Annotated in this window: 22 protein-coding genes and 1 pseudogene; 20 read left to right on the top strand and 3 right to left on the bottom strand. The window is 41.8% G+C overall.

What is annotated here, in order from left to right; genetic code table 11:
- Window positions 1-78 precede the first annotated feature (78 nt).
- The gene (locus QUF78_RS21005; protein WP_289326176.1) at window positions 79-816 is read left to right on the top strand and encodes a MerR family transcriptional regulator; all 738 of its coding nucleotides are present in this window, start codon (window positions 79-81) and stop codon (window positions 814-816) included.
- Between the two features lie 225 nt (window positions 817-1,041).
- Window positions 1,042-1,467, top strand: coding sequence for a UPF0715 family protein (locus tag QUF78_RS21000; protein WP_289326175.1), 426 nt, complete (start codon window positions 1,042-1,044; stop codon window positions 1,465-1,467).
- 31 nt (window positions 1,468-1,498) lie between these two features.
- Here QUF78_RS21000 and QUF78_RS20995 read toward each other — a convergent pair whose 3' ends face one another.
- The gene (locus tag QUF78_RS20995) at window positions 1,499-2,179 is read right to left on the bottom strand and encodes a copper homeostasis protein CutC (RefSeq protein ID WP_289326174.1); all 681 of its coding nucleotides are present in this window, start codon (window positions 2,177-2,179) and stop codon (window positions 1,499-1,501) included.
- Between the two features lie 318 nt (window positions 2,180-2,497).
- On the opposite strand from QUF78_RS20995, the gene QUF78_RS20990 reads away from it, so the two are divergent.
- The 4 genes from QUF78_RS20990 (at window position 2,498) to QUF78_RS20975 (ending at window position 4,846) form a co-directional block, all read left to right on the top strand.
- Window positions 2,498-2,764, top strand: a complete 267-nt coding sequence (locus QUF78_RS20990; protein ID WP_370016172.1) for a transporter suffix domain-containing protein — start codon at window positions 2,498-2,500, stop codon at window positions 2,762-2,764.
- A 55-nt stretch (window positions 2,765-2,819) separates the two neighbouring features.
- Window positions 2,820-3,470 carry an NUDIX hydrolase gene (locus tag QUF78_RS20985; RefSeq protein ID WP_289326173.1) on the top strand — a complete coding sequence of 217 codons (651 nt, stop codon included), beginning with the start codon at window positions 2,820-2,822 and terminating at the stop codon, window positions 3,468-3,470.
- Between the two features lie 386 nt (window positions 3,471-3,856).
- The gene (locus QUF78_RS20980) at window positions 3,857-4,318 is read left to right on the top strand and encodes a YjfA family protein (RefSeq protein ID WP_289326172.1); all 462 of its coding nucleotides are present in this window, start codon (window positions 3,857-3,859) and stop codon (window positions 4,316-4,318) included.
- A 42-nt stretch (window positions 4,319-4,360) separates the two neighbouring features.
- On the top strand, window positions 4,361-4,846 hold the full coding sequence (locus tag QUF78_RS20975; protein WP_370016170.1) for a DUF2690 domain-containing protein: 486 nt from the start codon (window positions 4,361-4,363) through the stop codon (window positions 4,844-4,846).
- Window positions 4,847-4,928: 82 nt separating this feature from the next.
- On the opposite strand, the gene QUF78_RS20970 is transcribed toward QUF78_RS20975, so the two are convergent.
- Entirely contained in the window at window positions 4,929-5,459 is a 531-nt protein-coding gene (locus tag QUF78_RS20970; protein ID WP_289326171.1) for a methylated-DNA--[protein]-cysteine S-methyltransferase, read from the bottom strand.
- Between the two features lie 20 nt (window positions 5,460-5,479).
- Entirely contained in the window at window positions 5,480-6,046 is a 567-nt protein-coding gene (locus QUF78_RS20965) for a bifunctional transcriptional activator/DNA repair enzyme AdaA (protein WP_289326170.1), read from the bottom strand.
- 210 nt (window positions 6,047-6,256) lie between these two features.
- On the opposite strand from QUF78_RS20965, the gene QUF78_RS20960 reads away from it, so the two are divergent.
- From QUF78_RS20960 to QUF78_RS20895, 14 genes and pseudogenes are all read left to right on the top strand, one after another.
- On the top strand, window positions 6,257-7,183 hold the full coding sequence (locus tag QUF78_RS20960; RefSeq protein WP_289326169.1) for a DNA-3-methyladenine glycosylase family protein: 927 nt from the start codon (window positions 6,257-6,259) through the stop codon (window positions 7,181-7,183).
- A gap of 408 nt (window positions 7,184-7,591) precedes the next feature.
- On the top strand, window positions 7,592-7,966 hold the full coding sequence (locus QUF78_RS20955) for a collagen-like protein (RefSeq protein ID WP_483313859.1): 375 nt from the start codon (window positions 7,592-7,594) through the stop codon (window positions 7,964-7,966).
- Between the two features lie 423 nt (window positions 7,967-8,389).
- Window positions 8,390-9,985 carry an ATP-binding protein gene (locus QUF78_RS20950; RefSeq protein ID WP_289326168.1) on the top strand — a complete coding sequence of 532 codons (1,596 nt, stop codon included), beginning with the start codon at window positions 8,390-8,392 and terminating at the stop codon, window positions 9,983-9,985.
- Window positions 9,979-10,668 (top strand): response regulator, encoded by a 690-nt coding sequence (locus tag QUF78_RS20945; RefSeq protein WP_289326167.1) that lies wholly within the window; start codon window positions 9,979-9,981, stop codon window positions 10,666-10,668. The genes QUF78_RS20950 and QUF78_RS20945 overlap by 7 nt, the downstream gene beginning before the upstream one ends.
- Before the next feature lie 131 nt (window positions 10,669-10,799).
- Window positions 10,800-11,345, top strand: a pseudogene (locus QUF78_RS20940) (helix-turn-helix domain-containing protein); the annotation flags it as partial.
- Window positions 11,346-11,622: 277 nt separating this feature from the next.
- Complete coding sequence (locus QUF78_RS20935) at window positions 11,623-12,915, top strand: CitMHS family transporter (RefSeq protein WP_289326166.1); 1,293 nt, start codon at window positions 11,623-11,625, stop codon at window positions 12,913-12,915.
- 206 nt (window positions 12,916-13,121) lie between these two features.
- Window positions 13,122-15,065, top strand: a complete 1,944-nt coding sequence (locus QUF78_RS20930) for a PTS mannitol transporter subunit IICBA (RefSeq protein ID WP_289326165.1) — start codon at window positions 13,122-13,124, stop codon at window positions 15,063-15,065.
- A gap of 86 nt (window positions 15,066-15,151) precedes the next feature.
- Window positions 15,152-17,242: a BglG family transcription antiterminator gene (locus tag QUF78_RS20925; protein ID WP_289326164.1), complete on the top strand. Its 2,091-nt coding sequence runs from the start codon at window positions 15,152-15,154 to the stop codon at window positions 17,240-17,242.
- Between the two features lie 5 nt (window positions 17,243-17,247).
- Window positions 17,248-18,393 (top strand): mannitol-1-phosphate 5-dehydrogenase, encoded by a 1,146-nt coding sequence (locus tag QUF78_RS20920; protein WP_289326163.1) that lies wholly within the window; start codon window positions 17,248-17,250, stop codon window positions 18,391-18,393.
- A gap of 721 nt (window positions 18,394-19,114) precedes the next feature.
- Window positions 19,115-20,644 carry a nickel ABC transporter substrate-binding protein gene (nikA, locus tag QUF78_RS20915; protein ID WP_289326162.1) on the top strand — a complete coding sequence of 510 codons (1,530 nt, stop codon included), beginning with the start codon at window positions 19,115-19,117 and terminating at the stop codon, window positions 20,642-20,644.
- Window positions 20,644-21,597 carry a nickel ABC transporter permease gene (gene nikB, locus QUF78_RS20910; protein ID WP_289326161.1) on the top strand — a complete coding sequence of 318 codons (954 nt, stop codon included), beginning with the start codon at window positions 20,644-20,646 and terminating at the stop codon, window positions 21,595-21,597. Before nikA ends, nikB begins: the two co-directional genes overlap by 1 nt.
- A complete protein-coding gene (gene nikC / locus QUF78_RS20905) occupies window positions 21,588-22,427 on the top strand; it encodes a nickel transporter permease (protein WP_289326160.1) in 840 nt (279 codons plus the stop codon). The genes nikB and nikC overlap by 10 nt, the downstream gene beginning before the upstream one ends.
- Window positions 22,424-23,221: an ABC transporter ATP-binding protein gene (locus QUF78_RS20900; RefSeq protein WP_289326159.1), complete on the top strand. Its 798-nt coding sequence runs from the start codon at window positions 22,424-22,426 to the stop codon at window positions 23,219-23,221. Before nikC ends, QUF78_RS20900 begins: the two co-directional genes overlap by 4 nt.
- Entirely contained in the window at window positions 23,218-23,982 is a 765-nt protein-coding gene (locus tag QUF78_RS20895) for an ABC transporter ATP-binding protein (RefSeq protein ID WP_289326158.1), read from the top strand. Before QUF78_RS20900 ends, QUF78_RS20895 begins: the two co-directional genes overlap by 4 nt.
- Window positions 23,983-24,022: the final 40 nt, after the last annotated feature.

The following is a 24,022-nucleotide window of genomic DNA, read 5'->3' as shown; positions in this document are numbered from 1 at the left end:
GAAAATTTAAGTTTTCCATTTGACTCTCACGTTGCGTAATACCTTACAGTAAATGATATCGAAAGGAGGTAAAGGGCAGTGGCAATGAAAGTGAAAGAACTGGCCGATTTAGTTGGCATTAGTGTGCGGACACTGCATTATTATGATGAAATCGGGTTATTATCGCCAGAGGAAACAACCGATTCGGGTTATCGCCTTTATTCGAATGATAATCTTGAGATGTTGCAGCAAATCCTGTTTTTTAGGGAACTCGGCATGCCATTAAAGGAAATCAAACAAATGGTAAGCAGCTCTTCGTTTGATAAACAAGAAGCGTTAAGGCAACATCAAAAAATGTTACTGGAGAAACGCAATCAACTTGATAAATTAATTAACACGGTCGATAAATCGATTAAGCATATGAAAGGGGAAATTCAAATGACGAATAAAGAAAAATTTGAAGGGTTTGACTTCAGCCAGAATTCATATGAAGAAGAAGCTCGCAAGCTTTGGGGGGATAAAGCTGTCGATGAGTCGAAAGCTAAAGTGGCGGGCATGTCCAAAGATGCACAAAAAGTTGTATCGGAAATCTATATAAAACTTGCGTCAATGCGAAATGCCTCGCCCGAGTCGGAGGAGGCACAAGAAGCGATTAAAGAATGGTATGACTGTTTGAACAATAACTTTGGAACATACTCATTGGAGGCTTTCAAAGGATTGGGTCAAATGTATGTGGATGATCAACGCTTCACCAAAAATATCGACCAATATGGTGATGGTTTAGCAAAATTCATGTGTGATGCGATGGGTCACTTTGCCGATGCTAACAAAAATTGATTATTGTTCATCAATCTGGGGTGCCCAAGATTGAAGGAATTTCATGATGGGAGGTTGCTGCGGCAACCTTCTTTTTGTGAGCTGAAAATCAGGCACGAATGGCACGTTGTTTCGCTCCAAATTAAAACATCTCCGCGTTATATAGTATAATGATTATGTAAAAATTCCCATTATATTATTGAAGGCTGTGCGGTCCGTCTGCATTATAGCGAGGTGCTGGTTTAAATGGAAACTTGGAAATTGAGTGTAAAGGTATCGGAGCTTAGCGATGTGATTCCTTATTATTTTTTTAGTCTAGTCTCTTCCTGTCTATCGCTTTCTACGGTGTTGGTTATTTTTAGCGAGGGTTCTAATTGGGGGCTGCCTGGCATTATCGTGTTTTCTTTTTATGTGGTTATCCCTTATTTATTTTTTGCTGTTCCGGTACAGGTCCTTTTCAATAAGTATCCTAATAAATTCAATTTAGTTTATTTATACCTTTATGTTTTTTTCTCTTTGGTGGCTGTATTCATTTATAGTTCGGTGTTAAACTTTGACTTCAGCATGGAAGTTTTAACTACAAAGGATTACTATGCAATGAGTCTATCCGCGGCCCTGATTTTTTGGTTTTGGGACTCAGTCTTTTTACAGAAAAAGAGATCTGCATCATAAAAGGGACCAAAGTAGCGGTCCCTTTCCGACATTATTTCTTCAGCATGTTTACGATTTCACTAGCTTTTTCTAATTGAACGCCTTCAATGATACTGTTATTTTTTCGAACAGCCGTACCGAAATGATAGTAACCGGTATGCAGTTCGGAATCGATGGAAAGGATATTATCCTTGTTTAAGCCGCTTCCCACCAATATCGCTATGTCGCCGCAGGCTCTTTTCATTTGTTGAATGGTTTTCATGCGGCTGGGGAAATCCCCGTGTCCACCAGAGGTCAAAATCGTTGTGATTTCTGGATATTGAGCTAGCATTTCAGCTGAACGGACTGGGTCGTACGTATCATCGATGGCTCGGTGGAACGTAATCTCCAAACCTTCACATTCCGTCAATAGCTCTTCGAGGTATGGTCGATTGATTTCATTTTTTTCATTTAATGCACCCAATACGACCCCGTTCGCTCCCAGTGATCGAATGATTTGGATATCTTTTTTCATAATTCCCAAATCATTTTCAGTATAACAAAATGACTGGCTATGAGGCCTTACCATCACGTTGACTGGTATCTTTACTGAGCTGACGACAGCTTCTATCAGGGCGTGGCTTGGAGTTAATCCCCCCTCGGCTAAAGCACTGACAAGCTCGATTCGGTCTGCTCCCGATTTTTCGATTAAAAGTGCATCTTCTATGGTTGTGGCAATGAATTCAATATACATTGGATTTTCCTTTCCCGGCATGCAAGTGTTATAAAGAATAGTATGTATAAGATTATTAAATCCATTAAGAATAGTAAAGTCAATCCTAATGAATACAATGAGTTTCTCCACTCACCGTTATTATAACCGGATACCTTATTAAATAACTGCTTCGGTTTTCCCAAACTTTCCTCAACTGGATTTCTTTATTTCTCATATTTATGAAACAAAATCAACATTCAAACGTATAAAAAAAGAATATATTCAAGATGGTAGATTAGAAAGTCGAAAGTTTTGCAGAATAATCAAATGAATATCATCATGACGGAGGTTATTTAATTGGATAAAAAAAGTAAGGAAGTAACGAAATCGAGGTTTTACAAAGTAGGGATGGGTTGCCTGATCATTTCCCTTCTCACTTGGATCATTCCTGTAATAGCACCTTTTACGCCTTTTTCGACTGCTGTTAAAGCGGGGGTCATAACAGGTGCGATCGTCTTTGCGGAAGTCATGTTCTGGGCAGGTGCACTTTTGGTTGGGAAAGAAGTGGCTGCTAAATATAAAGGTTATTTAAACCCGAAAAATTGGAGAAAAGAAAAAGGGTGAAGAAACGCAGCTAGTTAAGCTGTTTTTTATAAAAAAGGGCTAGGAGTGAAGCTCCATGGAAACTGAGATGTTGAAAATATTCGATTCCAATCGCATTCAAATCGGCGTGGCTACGCGTGAGGAAGTACATAGAATGGGACATTGGCATGAGGTTTTCCAGTGTTGGTTCGTTAGTAGGGAAGCCGGGGTGGATTACCTATATCTTCAACATCGCTGTGCGCTGAAAAAAGATTATCCGAATCTATTGGATATTACGGCTGCCGGGCATTTACTGGCTCATGAAACGGTATATGACGGAGTAAGGGAAATAAAAGAAGAAATAGGCATTGAAATTTCCTTTAACGAATTGGTTCCGTTAGGGATTATCGAATACCATCAAACGAAGGAAGATTTCATCGATAAAGAACTGGCTAACGTCTTTCTATATGAAAGTACACATAGCTTCGATGATTTCACCTTGCAGCCAGAAGAGGTTTCCGGGATGGTGAAGGTTGTACTGAATGACTTTGAAGGGCTTTGGACAGATGCGAAGGAAAAAGTGAACATTAAGGGATTTGAAATGAATCAAGAAGGCCGCAGGATGATAATCGATCGATTTGTCGGGCGAGATGAGTTCGTGCCGCATGAGATTTCCTATTATGAAAGCATCATCAGATTGATCAGGGAAAACTTATCGGTGGAGCCAGGTGCTGGCGCCGCTAAATGATAAAATATTGCCCCAACGAAACGATTCTTGTTTTGTTGGGGTTTTTCGCTTTTCTAAATCGAATCCCGTTAAAAACATTATGTATATCGGCCTGTGACCATTCCCGGTCAACGGTAGCCTATTGGCTCGTATTGTCCCAACGTGATACGCATATGTCCTTAGTTCATCTCTCATTTCCCTGAATTTCTCATAGGGATAATGACTTTGTCCATCCGGTTATTTAAATGATAAAGCGAGACATACCAGACTGTAAGGGTGCTAGCGTGATGCAAGTTTAAGGAGGTTTCTGTAGTTTTTCATAATCTAGGGAATTTATCACTTGTAAGAATATTACAAAATTGTAAGATGAACAGTGTATAAATTTTGTTAAGGGGATGAGTGAAACAATGAAAAAAATGGTTTTATGCATTTCATTTCTTGTAGCTTTTTTAGTCCTTTTTGGCTCCCTTGATTCATTTACCAGCAAAGCATCAGCAGAAACACACACCTATGATGGAAAAAGTCCTTACTACAATAGTTGTGCGAATAGCGCAGTCACGAAGAAGTCCGTGAAAATTTATGCCAACGGAGGTTCTGCCAATTTGGAGTTGAAATTCAGCACAACTTGCAAAACGGCTTGGGCAAAGATCACTCTAAGCAGACCGGCTAAAACAGATGGGGAGGCAACGGCATTGGTTGTTCGAAATACTGATAATAAACAATTTAGCTGTGCATCTCCTGGAGGAAATGGTGAAATAAATAAAGGTCAAACGACGTGCTATACACCAATGGTATATGATTTAGATCCGCGGAAAGCAAAAGCGGTCGCGTTTTGGCCATATACAGCAGGTGAAACCGGCTGGTATTAATGAAAAAGGAAATGCCTTCATCTACTTTTATGCAACGAAAGGATGAATGATTTGAATAAAAAGCTTAAAATGATAGGTTTATCGATAGTGATGACACTGTCGATGTTCATTGTTGATTTTGGATTTGGAAATGATCAGGCACTGGCAGAAACACACACCTATGATGGTAAAAGCCCTAACTATAATAGTTGTGCAAGTACGGCGGTAACGAAGGATAAAAAATGGATCGATTCCAATTCGTACGTAGAATTGAAATTCAGCACTGTCTGTAAAACCGCCTGGGCAAAAGTGACCGTAACACGCCCCGCTGTATACAACCATGAAGCGGATGCCAGGATCGTCCGAAGTACTGATGGTAAAGCCTATACATGCGCCAGTTCCGGGGGAAATGGTGTTGTGAATAAAGGGCAGACCTCGTGCTATACACCAATGGTATATGATTATGACCCGCGCAAAGCACAGGCGCAAGGGATACATGCGATCCCTAATAGTGATGCATATAAAAAAGCGGTGACCATTTGGTACTAGAAAAACTTGGAGAACGTCAAAAGCAGTTTGCAAGCATCCGCATGACCGGATGCTTTTTTTTCGGTCAGATTGAACTCACCCCTCATTCATCCTCACGATGTTGTGCTTCCAATTGAAGTAGATATTGTTTCATCTCCGTACCTCCCCGGTAACCGGTAATGGCCCCGTTTTTTCCGATTACCCGATGACATGGCACCGTGATCAGAACAGGATTGGCACCAATGGCCGTTCCGACCGCCCGAACAGCTGCAGGTCTTTGGATGATTTGGGCAATATCGGAATAGGAACAGGTTTTTCCATAAGGTATTTGATTCAATGCTGCCCAAATTTCTTGTTGAAAGGGAGTACCTGTTACATCTGCGGGAAGAGAGAAAGTCTGCCTGCTCCCTTCGAAATATTCTTGGAGTTCTTTTAGATAGGGTGTTAGTGCTTTTTCATTTTCAACAAGGCTCGCCATTGGAAAGCGTTTTTGTATCCAAGACTTCAGTTCTTCATGCGATTGACCCGGAGAGCCTACATAGCACAGTCCTTTTTCCGTCTTTGCGATATATAATTGCCACGTATCATAATGTAATATGGCCCAGTCAATGGTTTGTTGTTTAACATTCTTCATCTGGTTCACGCTCCTTGGCTTTAGTTTTGGTGATAAGCTTTCCGATATCCTGAAGGTGTATTCCCCATTCTCCTTTTGAATAGCGTTATGAAATAGGGTGTGCTTGAGAAACCGACAGCCAAGCCTATTTCATTTATCGGCTGTTCGGAGTTTTCTAGGAGCCTCGTTGCTTTTTCAAGGCGAAGCCGTTGAATGTATTCTGTGGGCGATATCCCCTTCACACGCTTAAATGATCTTTGCAAATGATAGGGGCTGCCGTGGGAAATATCCGCCAATCTATTCAATGTGAGGGGTTCGCTGTAATGGGTGTCGATCCATTCGGCTATTTGTTCAACCCATTCTTCTGTCGGCAAGTTCAGTCCTTCGGGTTTACAACGTTTACAAGGCCGGAAATCATCCTCTAAAGCCATCATGGCATTTTTGAAAATCTTCACGTTTTCCTTATTCGGCACCCTGGATTTACAGGAAGGCCTGCAAAAGATGCCGGTCGTTTTTACTCCGTATAAAAATTGATCATCATATGCGGCATCACAATCCATAATGGCTTTCCAATAATCATTCGGGATATCTGCCTTTTTCGGATTCATCACACTCACCTCTCTTTTTAGTATACAAGAAAGGGTTCATATACAAACATTTTGATAATATAAAAGCAAGATAACGTAATTAATCATTTTAGAGCCATTCTGTTAAAATAAGGGGGTTGGATGAAATTTCCGGAACATCACTAAGCTTGAAAGAAAGAGCAAGATAACGTACTCATTTTTTTATTAGAATAAAGCTAAAGGAGGAGCAGAATGAAAGAGACATTATCAAATGATGAAGGCATGACTGAATTGAGAATTCGTGCACCAAAAGAGTTTGGTTTTGCGGAAAATCTTAAATACTTATCAAGATCCTCAAATGAATGCATGTTCGAAATTGTTGATCAAAAGATTTATCGTGCTCTTGTTGTCGATAACGAGACACTTCTAGTCGAAATCAGTTCAATGAACGAAACGGAGCTGACCGTTCGATTTCCAGGACGAACTGCACCGGTGAAAAAACATGTAAAAGATACTGTTTCCCAATATATTCGTCATTGGTTCGATCTTGAAACGAATCTGCTTCCTTTTTATGAGCTTGCCAAAAATGACCCTTTACTGCAAAAGCCGGTAAACAAATTCTTCGGTTTAAGAAATATGGGCATTCCGGATTTATTTGAAGCCATTGCCTGGGGAATACTTGGACAGCAGATCAATTTGACTTATGCCTATACCTTGAAACGGAGATTGGTAGAGAAATTCGGGACATCCGTTGAATATGAAGGAAAACGATTTTGGCTGTTCCCGACGCCTGATGTGATTGCGAATTTAACGGTAGAAGATTTTTTGGAAATGAGAATGACCGTAAAGAAATGCGAATATTTAATTGACGTGGCACAATTAATGGTACGCGGTGAACTTACAAAAGAAAAGCTGTTGAATGCAAAGGATGTAAAAGTTGCCGAAAAAATGCTGACCAAAATACGCGGAATAGGTCCGTGGACAGCCAATTATGTACTGATGAGGTGTCTACGTTTTCCAGCAGCTTTTCCAATCGATGACGTCGGGCTCCATAATTCCATGAAGCTGGTCATGGAAACGGAAGCAAAACCAACGAAAGCGGAAATCCTGAAACTATCGGAAGCGTGGACCGGTTGGGAATCATATGCGACCTTCTATTTATGGAGACTGTTATATTGACTTGAATTATTCTTTGGAACGGATTCAAAAGGTAACTGTAAGTTTGGTCGATATATTCCAATTTTCGGAGATAAAACTGTAAGTTTGGTCGATATATTCCAATTTTCGGAGATAAAACTGTAAGTTTGGTCGATATATTCCAATTTTCGGAGATAAAACTGTAAGTTTGGTCGATATTCTCTATTTTCGGAGATAAAACTGTAAGTTTCGTCGATATATTCCAATTTTCGGAGATAAAACTGTAAGTTTGGTCGATATTCTCTATTTTCGGAGATAAAACTGTAGATTTCGTCGATATTCTCTATTTTCGAAGATAAATTGCAATTCCCCTTCAATTTGTCAGCAGCCCAAACACCTTAAGTCATATAACATACATTATTACATTCAATCATATAGAGGTGAATGACCATGTATATGTACCCAACGTATCATTATGAAGATCAAGTTTTCCTTGAACGACAGTTTCCTGGTCTACCGGGCTTTCCAGGTGCTCCTCAATTTCCAGGTCAATCTGGACCACCGATGTATTCGCAAGCACCAACAGCCCCACCACCAGCGTTTATCCCTCAACAACAATCGGCTTCAACATTTGCTGTAGATCCAGGGGCCATTTCGTTTTGTCTGTTCAGGAATACTTTTATCTGGCTAAACAATGGGGCGAGATTCTGGTATTACCCGATTTTCGTCGGTCCGCGTTCTGTTGCCGGCTTTAGATGGAATGGCAGGTTCTGGACAATTTTTGGTATCGATACAAGACAAATCAATTCATTTAGTTGTTTTTGAAAAATGCTCAAAGGAGATGTCGGTCATACGATCTCCTTTGAGCATTTTAGGTTTTTTTCGAACTAAAGCGGTCAACAACCCCTCTAGGGAAAGGAAATACAAGGTGCAAATCATTTGCTCCTTGAACTTCGCACCATGATTGTTTTGTCTAATAGGAGACTGAGAACTAATCCGATCAGCACCTCAGGTGAAACGATATCAGATAGTAGAGGGTCATATAGACTATTGAAAAGGATTAAAGAAATTCATTTTCCCCTCCCTTTTTTGTTAAACTATCCCTTGTTTTGGAGGCAGGTGCTCTTTCCTTTTTGATTGTGGCGAAATAAACGGCCAACAATGTTCAATATTTAATAGAAATGGTAAAATCATTATGCTCCTATAAAATTTAGTGAATGAAAATGAAAATAGAGGATGCTGTTGAATATGAGGAAAGTATCGCTGGAAACCAAGATTCTCGGGTTGGTCCTATCGTTGAGCCTGTTTTTGATCCTTTTATTGACGACTACTTTTTCCTATATGGAAGGAAGGCAAATAGCGAAGGATAAAGGTCAATTGGCTTTGGAACTCTCAAAGACGATTAGCTTCATGCCTACAGTTACAGAGGCCTTTGAAAAGGAAGATCCCGCTGCCACAATCCAGCCGATTGTCGAAAAGATCCGCGTGGAAACAGGGGCTGAGTTCATCGTTGTAGGGAATAAAGAGGGCATTCGCTATTCCCATCCTCTGGCTTCCGAAATTGGGAAGCGGATGGAAGGAGGAGATAATAGCAGGGCCATTCGGGATGGTGAATATTATGTTTCCGAAGCCGCTGGATCACTGGGTCTTTCCATTCGGGGAAAGTCACCGGTTTTCAATGAGGATGGAAAAATTATTGGAATCGTCTCGGTCGGTTTTTTAGTGGACGATGTCCGCGCCCAAATTTTCAAGGATTTGTCCAGAGAGATGATTGTTACTTTAGTGGCCATCATGATATCGATCATTGGCAGTTATATGCTGGCAAGGAGCATACGTAAAGATACATTGGGGCTGGAACCTTTTGAAATCGCCAATTTATATAAAGAAAAAAATGCAGTGCTTCAATCGGTGAAAGAAGGGATATTGGCCATTGACCAAAATGGGTTGATTACCTCGATGAATCAGCCGGCGAAAAAATTGCTCGATATAAAAGAGTCCGTTCGCCATTTGAACGTTGATGGCCTATTTCCTTCGAAATATTTATTCGAAGTGTTGAAGTCCGGTAAACCGCAAATAGATAAGGAGATTTCATGGAAAGATAAATCCGTAATTGTTAATTGTACGCCAATCTTCGATAGTGAAGGCGTAAGCGGTGTTGTGGCTTCGTTCCGTGATCGAACGGAAATTGAGGAAATGGTCAACACATTATCGGAAGTGAAGATGCACTCAGAGGATTTAAGGGCACAAACCCATGAATTTACCAATAAACTATATGTCTTATCCGGATTGATACAATTAGGGGAATATGATGAAGCGATAGATATGATCCAAAGCGAAACGTCCGAATTGCATTCCCTTAACCGTGTCGTGTTCGAACAGATAAAGGATACAAAGGTACAAGCCCTGTTACTTGGTAAGATAGGGAAAGCATCGGAAAAGAAGATATTCTTTGAAATTGACGCACAAAGTTACCTAGAGAAACTTCCGGATCATATAAAATTGTCGCAGCTGACATTGATTCTAGGCAACATTATCGATAATGCACTTGAAGCGGTTTCAGGCATGGAGGAGCCCCTTGTGAGATTTTTCGCCACCGATATCGGAAATGATATGGTATTTGAAGTGAGTGATAACGGAAAAGGAATACCTGAGGATGCAATCGCCCATATTTTCGATCGGGGTTTCACTTCGAAAAACAGCGGAAGTCCGAGTGGTTATGGACTTTCGAATGCTGATCGTGTCGTAAAAGAGCTGGGCGGCATCATCGAAGTTCAAAGTGAGGATGGAAACACCATATTCACCGTGTATCTTCCTAAAGAACAGAGAGGAGGGAAAGAATGCTGAAGATAAGAGCAGTCATCGCAGAAGATGATTTTCGTGTAGCGGATATCCATGAAAAATTCTTGAAAAACTTTGATGAAATAGAAGTGGTCGGAAAAGCTGTCAATGCCAAAAAGACGCTTCGGATTTTGGAACAAAAAAGCCCTGATCTGCTTTTGCTTGATGTATATATGCCAGATCAGCTTGGTACAGACCTCCTTCCGGATATTCGGCAAAAATTCCCGAATGTGGATATCATCATGATTACCGCCGCAACGGATAAAGAACTACTTGAAAAGGCGCTTCACTACGGTGTAGAGAATTATTTAATCAAACCAGTGGAAATGAAGCGCTTCAACCAAGTTATCGAAGAGTATCTTAAGAAAGCGCATCTGATGAAATCCAAACAAGAAATAGATCAGGATTTTGTTGATCTCATTTTGAAAAAGGGATCTGCCGTTTCGGAAACGAACGATGGGACCGCCTTACCGAAAGGCGTCGACGAAATCACTTTGGCGAAAGTGATCGAAGTACTCGAAGCAAGCGATATCGGTTTGTCGGCTGAGCAAGTGAGCGGACAGATCGGCGCTTCCAGGACAACCGCGAGACGCTATCTGGAATACTTGATATCCGTAAAGAAATGTAAAGCGGAAGTCGTATATGGGGTAGTGGGAAGACCCGAGCGAAGATATTATAAAATTCAATAGTATGAATTGAAACACCTTCATTATGGAGGTGTTTTTTTATGCATGCATGGTTTGAAAGATTTCAAAAAAAGCAATATATGTCAAAAAAACGATGTTTTAATCTGTTATCTTATTCTTAAGGAGGTTCGGAAATGAGATACAGTCCCATCATTCAAAAAACGATTGAATATATAGAGAATAGCTTACAAGACGAATTGTCCTTGGAGAACATCGCACGATTCGCAGGTTTTTCGAAGTTTCATTATCATCGTATTTTTCACAAGGAGGTTGGCGTGACCGTATCAGAATATATTCGATATCGAAGGATCGCCAATGCCGCAAACATGCTGCTTTATACGGATGTAAAAATAATTGACATTGCTTTATATTACCGCTTTGAAACACAAGAATCCTTTACTCGTTCATTCAAGAAATATTATGAACTGCCGCCAGGGCAATATCGGAAACTCGTAAGTAAATTAACCTTGCAAAAGGAGGAAATGACGATGAAAAACGAACAATTATTAAAAGGATGGAATTTAAGTGGGAGTCATCCATTCAATTATAAAATGGGAATTGACCGGGAGACATTCCATAAAGGCCGGGCATCAGGTTTCCTGAAATCCGTCACTGCGGAATCCAAGGAGGAATTTGCAACGATGATGCAACAATTCAAGGCGGAAAATTACCTTGGTAAAATGGATGGACCGGCAAATTTATCATTTGAAGAATAAATACGATGCCTCTGCCTTGCATAAAGATTTAGTCACTGTTTGTTTAATAATCATATCTTTTCCTTAAAGAACCCGCCATTCAACCCGGGAAATGGCGTCCGGTTCACTCTGGAAAAGTGCTTCCGTGAACACAATGAACAAAATTAACAAAATAGTTTTAAAACACAATAAATTGAAAACGCTTACAGATAAAGCGATTTCATATACAATTTAACTTATTAGAAGATTAGGAGTGATAGATATGCTCGCTTTATTGGGATATTTGATGATAGTAGTTTTTATGATTTTAATTATGACAGGGCGACTTTCAGCCATGATAGCTTTGATTGCAGTACCAAGTGCCTTTGCACTTATTGGTGGGTTTGGCGGTAAAATGGGTGAGATGGCGTTGGAAGGAATCAAAGACGTCGCGCCAACGGGAATCATGATTTTATTTGCGATTCTTTTCTTTGGCATTTTGATCGATGCTGGCGTTTTTGATCCGATCATCAATACAATCCTTAAGGTTGTAAAAGGAGATCCAGTGAAAATTGCCATCGGTACGGCAATCCTAGCTTTGCTGATTTCCTTGGATGGAGATGGTACGACAACATATATGATAACGATTTCAGCCATGCTTCCGCTATATAAACGGATTGGAATGAGACCGTTAGTATTGGCCGGTATTGCCGTATCGTCATCTGGAGTCATGAACCTTCTTCCTTGGGGAGGCCCTACAGCACGGGTGATGACCGCTTTAAAACTTGAAATGTCCGATGTTTTCACCCCTGTCATTCCAGCGATGATTGGCGGAGTCCTATTCGTTCTTTTCATGGCATATTGCCTGGGTAAAAAAGAAAGAAAGAGAATTGGGATCATCGAAGTCGATTATCATGTTATGGCACAGCAAGCTGCTGCAACGGAAGATGCTTATCTTAAACGTCCTAAATTGATAATATTCAATTACGCATTGACTCTTACACTATTGGTTGCGCTGATCATGGAACTTATGCCTTCAGCGGTCCTGTTCATGATAGGTTTTGCGATTGCCATTACGGTTAACTATCCGAAACTCAGTGATCAGAAAGAACGTGTGGCAAACTATGCGGACAATGCATTATCTGTAATTTCGATGATTTTTGCAGCAGGTGTCTTCACTGGAATCCTTGCCGGTACGGAAATGGTCGATGCCATGGCAAACTCTTTGATTCAGCATATTCCAGACCAAATGGGTGCACATTTTGCCGTCATCACAGCCGTCATCTCAGCACCTTTCACGTTCTTCATGTCTAATGACGCTTTTTATTATGGTGTACTCCCATTACTTGCTAAAGCGGGAGCCGCTTATGGAATTGACCCTGCCTTGATTGGAAGAGCTTCTCTTTTAGGGTTGCCTGTCCATCTATTAAGCCCGCTTGTTCCATCTACTTATCTATTGGTTGGAATGGTAGGGGAAGATTTCGGTGCATTGCAGCGCACTTTCCTGAAATGGGCATGCGGATCGACGCTTGTCATGATAGTGGTAGCTGTCCTATTGGGAATCATCCCACTATAAGAAATATTTTAAAGGAGTCCCGTTCGTAAAGATGCGAACGGGACTCTTTTCTATCTGCATCAAGCGCTGAATAATTCTGGAAAATTGAGATACATTATGTTTGTCTTCCCTTCCGCGACAAAGTTAGCTTTTTCTTTTATTGAACGCGGAAGTTACGTACCTTAAGATTAATGGAAACTATATTAATATGAAGGGAAGAGAGCAAAATGGCTCATTTTAATATAAAGGTTGCCGTTCAGAAGTTCGGTAACTTTCTAAGTTCAATGGTCATGCCGAATATATCAGCTTTCATAGCATGGGGGTTAATCACTGCCCTATTCATTCCATCGGGTTTCCTGCCAAATGAAAGCCTTGCCAAAATGGTTACACCAATGGTCACGTTTTTACTGCCGCTTTTAATTGGTTATACGGGCGGTAAGCTAATCCATGACCATAGAGGTGGAGTAGTTGGTGCCATTGCGACAATGGGTGTCATCGTTGGATCTGACATCCCGATGTTCCTTGGCGCAATGATAATGGGACCGTTCGGCGGTTATGCCATCAAGAAATTCGATCAACTGATTGAAGGGAAAATAAAAGCCGGCTTCGAAATGCTTGTTAATAATTTCTCGGCGGGGATACTTGGCGGCTTATTGTCCATTCTATCCTTCCTGGCCATCGGGCCTGCTGTGGATGTATTTACAGGCTGGCTTGTAGCAGGAGTCGATTGGCTTGTCGGTACAGGTTTACTGCCGTTGACAAGCATCTTGATCGAGCCTGCCAAGGTATTGTTCTTGAACAATGCCATTAATCATGGTGTACTATCACCAATCGGTGTAGAGCAAGTTAAACAAACAGGGGCTTCAATCCTGTTCCTTCTGGAATCTAATCCTGGACCAGGTATCGGCGTATTGCTTGCCTATTGCTTTTTTGGAAAGGGAACGGCGAAGAAATCGGCGCCAGGAGCAGCCATCATTCATTTCTTCGGTGGGATCCATGAAATTTATTTCCCTTATATCCTAATGAAACCGATGTTATTTTTAGCCGTCATTCTTGGAGGCATGAGTGGAGTTTTCACATTGGTCCTACTAGGCGGAGGATTGTTCGCTCCAGCTTCTCCAGGCAGCATACTTGCCATTACAGCAGTAACTCCGCATAATGCGGGCGCATATGTTGCTAACTTTGCAGGCGTGATCGTAGCGGCCCTTGTTTCATTCATCGTCGGTGCATTCATCTTGAAAACAGGAAAGCAATCCGAAGAGAATATTGAAGATGCCGCGAAAAAAATGCAAGAAATGAAAGGCAAGAAAAGCTCTGTAGCCGATGTATTCGCTTCAGATCCGGGAACGATGCCAACAAACGTCAGCAAAATAATATTTGCCTGCGATGCTGGGATGGGATCAAGTGCGATGGGGGCTTCGCTGCTTCGCAAGAAGGTGAAGGAAGCCGGATTGAATATCGCGGTTACAAATACGGCGATCTCAAACATTCCTGCTGATGCACAAATAGTCATTACACAGGAAGAGTTAACTCCAAGGGCACAGAATAAAGTTCCGAATGCTTATCATGTATCTGTCGATAATTTCTTATCGAGCCCTGAATACGATGCATTGCTTGCACGGCTTCAGGATGACGGTACCGATGAGCTTCATGAAATCGTCGAAGATGCCGAAGAGAAAGTTCCCGGTGTTCGTGAGCATTCAATCGAGCCTGGCATCAACGAAGATGAACAGGATGATAATGAATTGCTTCGCGAAGAAAATGTTTTCCTTAATCAACAATTTGCCAATAAAGAAGAAGCGATCCGCTTTGCGGGAAGGGCTTTGTTCAATGCAGGCTACGTGAAGGAAAGCTATATTGAGGCAATGATTGCCCGCGATGAATTGACTTCAACTTATATGGGCAATGATGTAGCCATCCCGCACGGAACCGAGGAAGCGAAGAAAGATGTCCTTAAATCTGGATTTACCGTTTTACAGATTCCTGATGGTGTCGACTTTGACGGCCAAAAGGCACGAATGATATTCGGCATTGCCGGTAAGGATGGAACACATCTTGAAATTCTATCTGGCATAGCAGTTACCTGCTCTGAAATGGAGAATATTGAAAAGATGGTTAAAGCCACATCAGCCAGGGAATTGATGGATATCATAAACGTCGGAAATAATTAAATACTCTAAACCATGAATAGAAAAGCGTTTTACGCTTTTCTATTCAGTATTTTCTCGTGTTACTCCACCTGAAATGAGTTGGTAGCATGTATATTACTTCAAGGGAAAAATCAATCATAGAATTGATCATAAAAACTTCAGGGAAACATTCAGCCATATCCATTGCGACACAACTGAATGTTAGTGTACGGACGGTTCAACGTGATCTGAAGTCCATAGAAAAAATCCTGCAATCTTTTGAATTGCATTTAACACGCAATACGCATGAAGGGCTGTCCATCGATGGAAAGAATCAACAAGTCTTTCGGCTAGTACAGCACTTGATGGGTAATCATCCGATCGATCAAACGCCACAAGAACGAAAGTTGCATCTCCTTTTAGCTTTACTGCAGGAGGAATCATATAAAACTCAAGCACTTGCGGGGGATCTAGGTATAAGCATAACCACTCTTACCACCTATTTAGACGAACTGACCGAGTGGTTAAGAAATTTTAATATCGTGGTTACCAGAAAAAGGGGAGTCGGAATTGAGCTTGCCGGAACTGAAGAAAATAAACGGAAAGCCCAGGCCGCCTATTTCTTGCACTTCTTTAATGAAGAGCTGATTGAAAGTTTATTTTTGTTGCAAGAAGGAAAATTTCCAGAAGCGAAAATCCTCGACTATTTCGATCCCGAATATCTTCTGGCTATTGATGGGGTGCTGAACTCGACTTTTAATAGTGTCCATTCGCGGTTGGCGGATAGCGGGTATATAGGGTTGATTGTACATATTTATGTAACCCTGCAAAGGAATGAAGGCCAATTTCTTTTGGAGAAGGACTTCAAGAAAATAAGCGAACTCTCGGATGAAAATAATCTCATGAATAAAATAGGCAAGGAACTCAGTGCCATGCTGGAAGTCTCTTTTACCATCGATGATATTAGCTACCTTGCGGCCATCCTTAAAGGTTCCAAGCTTCATGCGGCGGATGCCGTTCCCTATGACAGTGTGGTGCTGGGCCAGCTGATAAGGAACTTGATAAAAGATGTTTCTGCTCAACTGCAAATCGATTTGACCAAGGATTTCCCATTGTATCAAGGGCTCCTTGCCCATATGGAACCATCGCTCTTCCGGATCAAACAGGAAATGGGATTGTATAATCCCTTAACGGAAGATATTAAACGAAAGTATCCGGTTCTCTTTTTAGCAGTGAAGACCAGTCTGGAAAAGGGATTCAAAGAAATCAAAGATTTTCCTGAAGATGAAATAGCCTTCATCGTCCTTCATTTCGGATCTGCCTTAGTGTTGCGGGAGGAAGAAATATCAATAAGGGCACTCATCGTTTGTCCGACAGGTATAGGCACGTCGAAGATGCTTGCAAGCCGGATCAAAAAAGAAATCATGGAAATCCAGACTGTAGAAATCAAGACGATCAAGGATATCCAGCAGCAGGGCAGCCTGAATAACTATGATGTGATCATTTCTACCGTTCGGCTTCCATATATCGATATGGATTATATCCTCGTATCCCCTCTTTTGAGTGAAGAGAATATATTGAACATCAGGAATTATTTAAGGAAGAATATTGAAAACTTCACGAAGAATAAGCGTTATGGCAGTCATACTGGCCATAAGGATTCCCAGCCGAAAAAAGAGGATGGCGAATTGAAAGAAGTGCTGCAGGAATTGAAAGATGTCCAGCAGAGCATCGAGTCGATCACGGATAACTTACGGTTTTATCGGTTTCCGCACATGAAAGGACATCCGCGGATCATCGAAGAAATGGTCAGGCTGGCTGAAAAGGAAGAATTGCTAATTGGTGCGGATGATGTGATCCGATCACTGAACGAGCGGGAAAAAAAAGGCGGATTAGGCATTCCTGGCACTGGAATGGGCCTATTTCATACCAGACATAAGAATGTGAAAGAGCTGATATTCCAGGTCGCCCACTTGGAGGATTATTGTCTGGTAAAAGGTATGGATGGAAATGAAGTCCATATGAAAAATTTGCTGCTGATGCTGGCGCCTGAAGAATTGAGTGTGAAGCAGCAGGAAATCGTCAGCTTAATAAGTTCAAGCTTAATTGAAAGTAATGAATCCATCATGATTTTTTCATCTACGGACGAAGAAATGATCAGCAGAAGACTGGAAGCCATATTTTTGGACTATTTATATACTAACTTGATAAAGGGATGATTGTAATGAAACAAGCAGTACATTTTGGAGCAGGGAACATTGGAAGAGGATTTATCGGAGCACTCTTTTCACAATCTGGATATCATGTGACATTTGTAGATATAGCTGAACAAATCATCGATCAGTTAAATGTTAAAAAACAATATCAAGTCAAATTGGCAACTGATCAACAAGAATCGGTCACTGTAAAAAATGTTTCAGGTTTAAACAGCTTAAAGCAGGAAGAGGAAATCATTAAGGCAATATCAGAGGCAACCTACCTTACCACTGCAATCGGTCCGAATATTTTGCCTCATATCGCTCCTTTAATTGCAAAAGGGTTAGCTTCAAGAGTGAAGGAAACCGATGAAAAACTATATGTGATTGCTTGTGAAAACCAAATATCGGCAACAGACCTTTTAGAAGGGTACATTCTCGAAAACATGGATCAAGAAACGAAGGAAAACCTAGCTGGAAAAGTATTCTTCTTTAATTCAGCTGTCGACCGGATCGTTCCTTTACAAAATAACGAGGGATCACTAGATGTATTGGTGGAACCTTATTATGAATGGGTCGTTGAAACGAATGAAAGCATTCCTGCCGTCGAGGGGATGACCATTGTAAAAGAACTAGCTCCGTTCATTGAGAGAAAACTGTTTACCGTTAATACAGGACATGCCGTCATTGCTTACCTAGGTTATCTCAAAAATAACAAATCGACGATTGACCAGTCTTTGGAAGACGAAGGCATTGTAGAGCAAGTCAAGAAAACCTTAGGGGAAACGGGAGAATATTTAATAAAGCAATACGGGTTGGACGCAGATGAGCATAAGCAGTATATCGAAAAAATCATTAATCGATTTAAAAATTCCTACCTAAATGACTCAGTGAATAGAGTGGGCCGTTCACCGCTTCGTAAGCTCGGGCCGAACGACCGACTCGTCCGTCCTGCCGTAGAAGCTAAGAAAGCCGGTCTTTCCTATACTAATCTGGCGAAGGCGATAGCAGCCGCTTTACTCTTTGATTTTAATGAAGATGAAGAAGCGCTTAAACTGCAAACGATGATCAAAGAAAATGGTGTAGCTAACGCACTTAATGAGGTTAGCGGATTGGACGAAAATAGCGAAATAACCAAAATAGTTATCAATCATTACAACGAATTGAAAAAATAAAAATATACAAGATCCGAAGAACTCCTGAAATTTATTTTTCAGGAGTTTTTTCTTAATCAAAAGCCAATTAAAGAAGGTACCTCTTAGCCGATATGGCAGCAAAATTTTGAAGCTCAAAGGAAGAAGTGCAAGCCGATTAACAAAAATGAAAAAAAACCTTGTTAATAGTAATCATTACGTTTTATAATGAAAGACAGTCAAGACAAGAGTCACTTTTTAATTTTCACAAAGTCTAAATCGTAACGATTTTGATTTATTTGATGGAAGGAGCTTTTTAATGTTGGAGGATATAGCACTTGCTTGAGTTTAAGATTTAGATTTTACATAAGAGGATATGTGCCGTATTACAAGCGATTCGTGCAATTGCTCAAGAATCTGGCCTATTAACAAGATTTAGAGAGCTGTTACTCGAGAGTTTGGTGTTTAATCTCGAGTTTAGAGCAAATACTCGTAAGTTTGGCTGATTTACTCGTGAATGGGTGTTTTAGTTAAGTTGGTTGATATTACACAAGATTTTGCGTCTATTGCCGAGATATAGAGCTGTTACTCGTGAGTTTAGAGCATTTACTCGTAAGTGCGTATGTATTCCGAGTACGGTGCGTGTATATAGGATGATTTCTGATTGAGGTAACATTAGATTGGTTCGTCATGACTAAGGTGTAAATCGTAATCAATACGATTTTACAGCATAAATAAATATGAAGTAATGGAGGAATATATCATGTTCAGAAAATATAAATCGATTTTTGTTCTATTTCTCTCATTCTTGCTCTTGGCTGCTTGCTCGACCGAGTCTGCGAAAGAGCAAGGGAGTGGGAAGAAGGAAGTGAATTTACTTTTTAATTTCGCAACTAGCTCGCTTGATCCGAATGTTGATACCAGTTATGTGTCACTTAGGGCTGGGATCACTGAGACATTGGTGCATCTCAATGATGAGGATTTGACTATCGAACCTTGGCTGGCGAAAAGCTGGGATAGCAAGGATGGTCAATTATGGAATTTCGAGTTGAGGGAGGGTGTGACTTTTCAGAATGGAAAGCCTATGGATGGCAAAGCGGTGAAGGCATCCTTGGAGCGGGCGATGAAAGATAGTTTAGCGATCAAGAATGCCTTGCGCATTGAATCGATTGAAGCGAATGGAAATGAGTTGACCATTAAGATAAAGGTTCCCTTTCCGGAGTTTCCATCTGAATTGGTCCATCCAAATACATCGATTATTGATGTAACGGAACGTGACTACATAAACAGGCCGATAGGAACAGGGCCATTTGCCGTTTCGAAGTTCATACCAGGTACGGCTGTTGATCTAATCCGGTATGAGTCTTACTGGGATGGATCCGCTAAGCTTGAGAAAGCCAGGTTTTCATTTAATGAAGATGCCAATGCACGATCTCTTGCCCTGGAATCGGGAGACGCAGATATTGTTTTCCGTCCGGAAGTGGAAAGCCTGGAAAATTTAGAAGCGATAGATGGTGTGAAGGTGGAATCCACATCGACTTTCCGTGTCCATCAAATGACGATGAATTTGGAGCGTAAACCCCTGCAGGACATACACGTCCGAAAGGCGATAGATGCCTTGATCGACCGCTCTTCGATTGCGGATACGATTTTACATGGTCATGCAGAAGTGGCAACAGGGCCTTTTCCATCCACTTTCTCGTTTGCTCCGGACTATCCGAAAAAAGAGAATGGAATGGAAGCGGCTAAGGGATTTCTTGATCAGGCGGGATATAAGAAAGTGAATGGTGTCATGCAAAAAGACGGCAAACCGTTAACGTTTACACTTCTTACATACAGTTCTCGTGCCGACCTGCCGTTAATTGCCCAAGTTTTTCAATCGGATGCCGGCCAGTTGGGGATTGATGTGAAAATCAAGCAAATAGAAATCCCGGAAGAGTATATGGCTGCCAATCGGGATTGGGATTTAACGACCTACAGCAATTTAACGGCTCCGCGCGGGGATGCCGGTTATTATTTAAATGCAACTTATCATCCAAAGGGAGCTTTGAATTTCAGCGGGGCCGATGATGATCACCTGACGTCCCTTATTGACAAGCTGAATGTAACGGTCGGACAGGAGAAGCGCTCGGATTTAGCTGAAGATATTGCGATGTATGTGGATGAACAAGTGTATAATTCGTTCATTTTACACCCGAATACACTTGTTGCCTATGACGCCGATAAAGTTGAAAACTGGATCACTTCGAGAAGCGAATACTACATGCTGACGAATGAACTGGATGTGAAGTGATGTTCCGCATCTTGTTCCGGCGATTTATTGAGGTCGTGATTTTTGTCCTTGTGATTACATTTATCTCTTTCCTTTTTGTTCGGCTTGCTCCGGGGGACCCGGTTCTTTCGATACTTCAAGTGGATGATGTTTCAATCACAAACGAGCAAGTCAATGAGCTTCGTGAAGAATTGGGGTTCAATGATCCGCTGATCGTGCAATATGGCGATTGGTTTGCGGACTTTATCCAATTGGATTTCGGGAATTCCTATCTTACGAATCAGCCCGTTATGGAAATGATCATGGGCGGACTGCCTGCTACACTTGAGCTGACGGTTGGGGCATTGCTTGTCATGCTTGGTATAGCCATTCCTTTAGGGTCGTTTGCCGCATTGTACAGAGGAAGCTGGATTGATCAATTAAGCCGTACCGTTTCTTTGTTGGGGGCAGCCATTCCTAGCTTTTGGCTGGGACTGCTAATGATAGATTTATTTGCGGTGCGATGGGGGGCGCTTCCAACAATGGGAAGGGACGGATTCCGTTCTTTGATTCTGCCGTCTGTCACGTTGGGGCTGGCCATCACTAGTGTGTACGTCCGGTTGCTGCGTTCGAGTTTGATTGATTCCCTCAGTCAAGATTTCATCAGGGCTGCCAGGTCAAGGGGGATTTCAGAAATCCGGATATTCTTTGTCCATGCATTTCGTTATAGCTTGCCCCCGGTCATTACCGTATTCGGTGTCAGCCTTGGCAGCCTGATCGGCGGTGTAGTGGTGATCGAAGTGATTTTTGCCTATCCAGGCATAGGTAAGATGGTCGTGGACTCGATTCGGTCGCGGGATTACCCAGTCATTCAAGGGTACCTGTTGATCATGGCCATCATTGTATTCATGGTTAATAGTGCCGTTGATTTATCTTATCGATATTTAAATCCGGAGCTAAGACTGAAGGGGAGGAAGCATGGAAAATGGAGTTAGTGTTCAAAAAACAATCCAAAAGACGGTGGAGGATGACCCTCCTATTTACGGTGATGGTTTTGGTCCTAACCGTTGCGGCTTACACCTTTCTTATCCTGAAACATGATCCGACATTGGTCAATCTGGGAGAAAGGCTATGGCCGTCAAGTATGGAACATCCATTAGGAACGGATCATTTAGGGCGTGATGTATTGACACGCCTTCTGCTAGGTGCACAGCTGACGGTTGGCTACGGGCTCTTATCCTTGTTAGCGGCTGTTATCATCGGCGTCCCATTCGGGGTGATTGCCGGATTTAAAGGAGGACTGATCGATCGGATCTTCATGCGCATTGGAGACGCGTTTCTCGCATTCCCTGATACGATTGTTGCCATTGTGCTGAGTGGCCTATTAGGGCCAGGCATCGAAAATCTTCTTTTGGCGATCGTTCTAGTGAAATGGGTGAATTATGCCCGGCTTGTACGAAGTACGGTGATCACTGAACGCCAGAAGGATTATGTCACAGCCGCTAAAATCAATGGATTAAGTTCATTCAGGATCATGCGGAAGCATCTATTTCCTCATCTCATCGGCAACGTGCTTGTCCTTTCGAGTCTCGATTTAGGGAAAATAATTTTGCTCATATCTTCCTTATCATATATTGGGCTCGGGGCGCAGCCGCCGGCACCGGAGTGGGGGGCCATGCTGAACGATGCCCGTCCATATTTTCAATCCAATCTGTTACTGATGATTTACCCGGGGCTAGCCATCGTATTTGTCGTCCTTTTATCCAACATACTCGGTGATTATTTGCGCGATGCATTCGATGTGAAAAAGGAGGTGGAATCATGAGCATTTTATCCGTAAGACATCTAAATATCATGGGAAAGCAAAATCATATCGTCAAGGATCTTTCATTGGATGTGCATGAAGGTGAGTGGTTCGCACTTGTCGGACAAAGTGGGAGCGGCAAAAGCATGACGGCCATGGCAATCGGCCAGCTGCTTGCACCGAATCTCCAAGCAAAGGGGGAAATATGGTATGGGGAAAAGAATCTTTTAACACTATCCACTTCTGAAATCCGGCATTTTCGCGGAAAGCGCCTGGCTTATATTTTTCAAGATTACCAGGGTTCATTCACACCGTTCCATACCATCGGTCAACATTTCGAGGAATATCAGCGGACACATTTGAACCTTTCCAAAAAGGCAAGGCGCAAGCAAGCGGTCAAGGCGCTCATATCGGTGGGCCTGAATGAAGGTATCTACAGTAGATACCCTTTTCAATTAAGCGGTGGGCAGCTTCAACGTGTATCCATTTCAATAGCCATGCTGCTTGAACCGGATATATTGATAGCTGATGAACCGACCACTGCCTTGGACAGTGTATCTTCCTTTAAGGTCTTGCAGCTGTTATCAAGGCTCCAAAAAGAAACCGGATGTGCAATCTTGTTCATCACCCATGATTTACGTCATGTTAGGAAATATGCGGACCGCATTGCGGTCATGAAAGACGGAGCCATTATTGAAACCGGTGATAAGGATGAGGTTTTGAATCATCCACAGCATACTTACACGAAAAGACTGATTCAATCATCGCCTACACTGAGAAGAAGTCCATTTAAGCTTGAAGGAGTGTCGGGATGAGTTTAATAGACGTACGAAATGTCCATAAAACCTATGATAATGGAGTAGAAATACTGAGGAACGTGAATTTTAGCATCGAAAGGAAGGAATGCCTGGGATTAGTGGGAGAGAGCGGGTGCGGAAAAAGCACATTGGCAAGAATCATCCTTCAGATAGAATCTATTGACCGAGGAAGCATCCTATTTGAAGGAACCGCGCTGCAAAATAAAAGTGAACGCAGTTTAAACCCATACCGCAAGAATATCCAGGCCGTTTTGCAAAATCCTGCTTCAGCTTTGAATCCAAAACTAAGGATAAAAGATTCACTAATGGATCCATATCTTCAATATGGCAGCCAGGTCAATATGAAACATTTTACGTATACAAGTGAAGGGAACTTTATCGGACAGCTGCTGGAAACCGTGGAGCTTCCAAAGGATTTAGCTGAACGTTACCCGCATGAACTAAGCGGCGGACAAAAGCAGCGTGTGACCATTGCGCGCGCAATCAGCATTGAACCGGCCCTCATTATATTGGATGAACCGACTTCAAGCCTTGACGTGCTGTCACAAGCGGCGGTGCTGAAATTGTTAGGCGAGCTGAGGGAGACTTTGGACATTTCTTACCTTTTCATTTCCCATGATTTGTCGGCAGTACAGGAGATGAGCCAACGGATCATGGTGATGAAAGGGGGTGTTATTGTGGATTCTTTTGAAAACGAACATCTCTTTTGCAACGATCGCCATTCATACACGAAAGAGCTGATTTCGATGTTTGAATAAAGTGGTTATACCACTTATAGGTTTTAAATCGTAACGATTT

Source organism: Peribacillus sp. ACCC06369, from assembly GCF_030348945.1.
Taxonomy (GTDB): domain Bacteria; phylum Bacillota; class Bacilli; order Bacillales; family DSM-1321; genus Peribacillus.
Note: the sequence above shows the minus strand (reverse complement) of the source record. Positions and strands in the feature narration are given on the sequence as shown.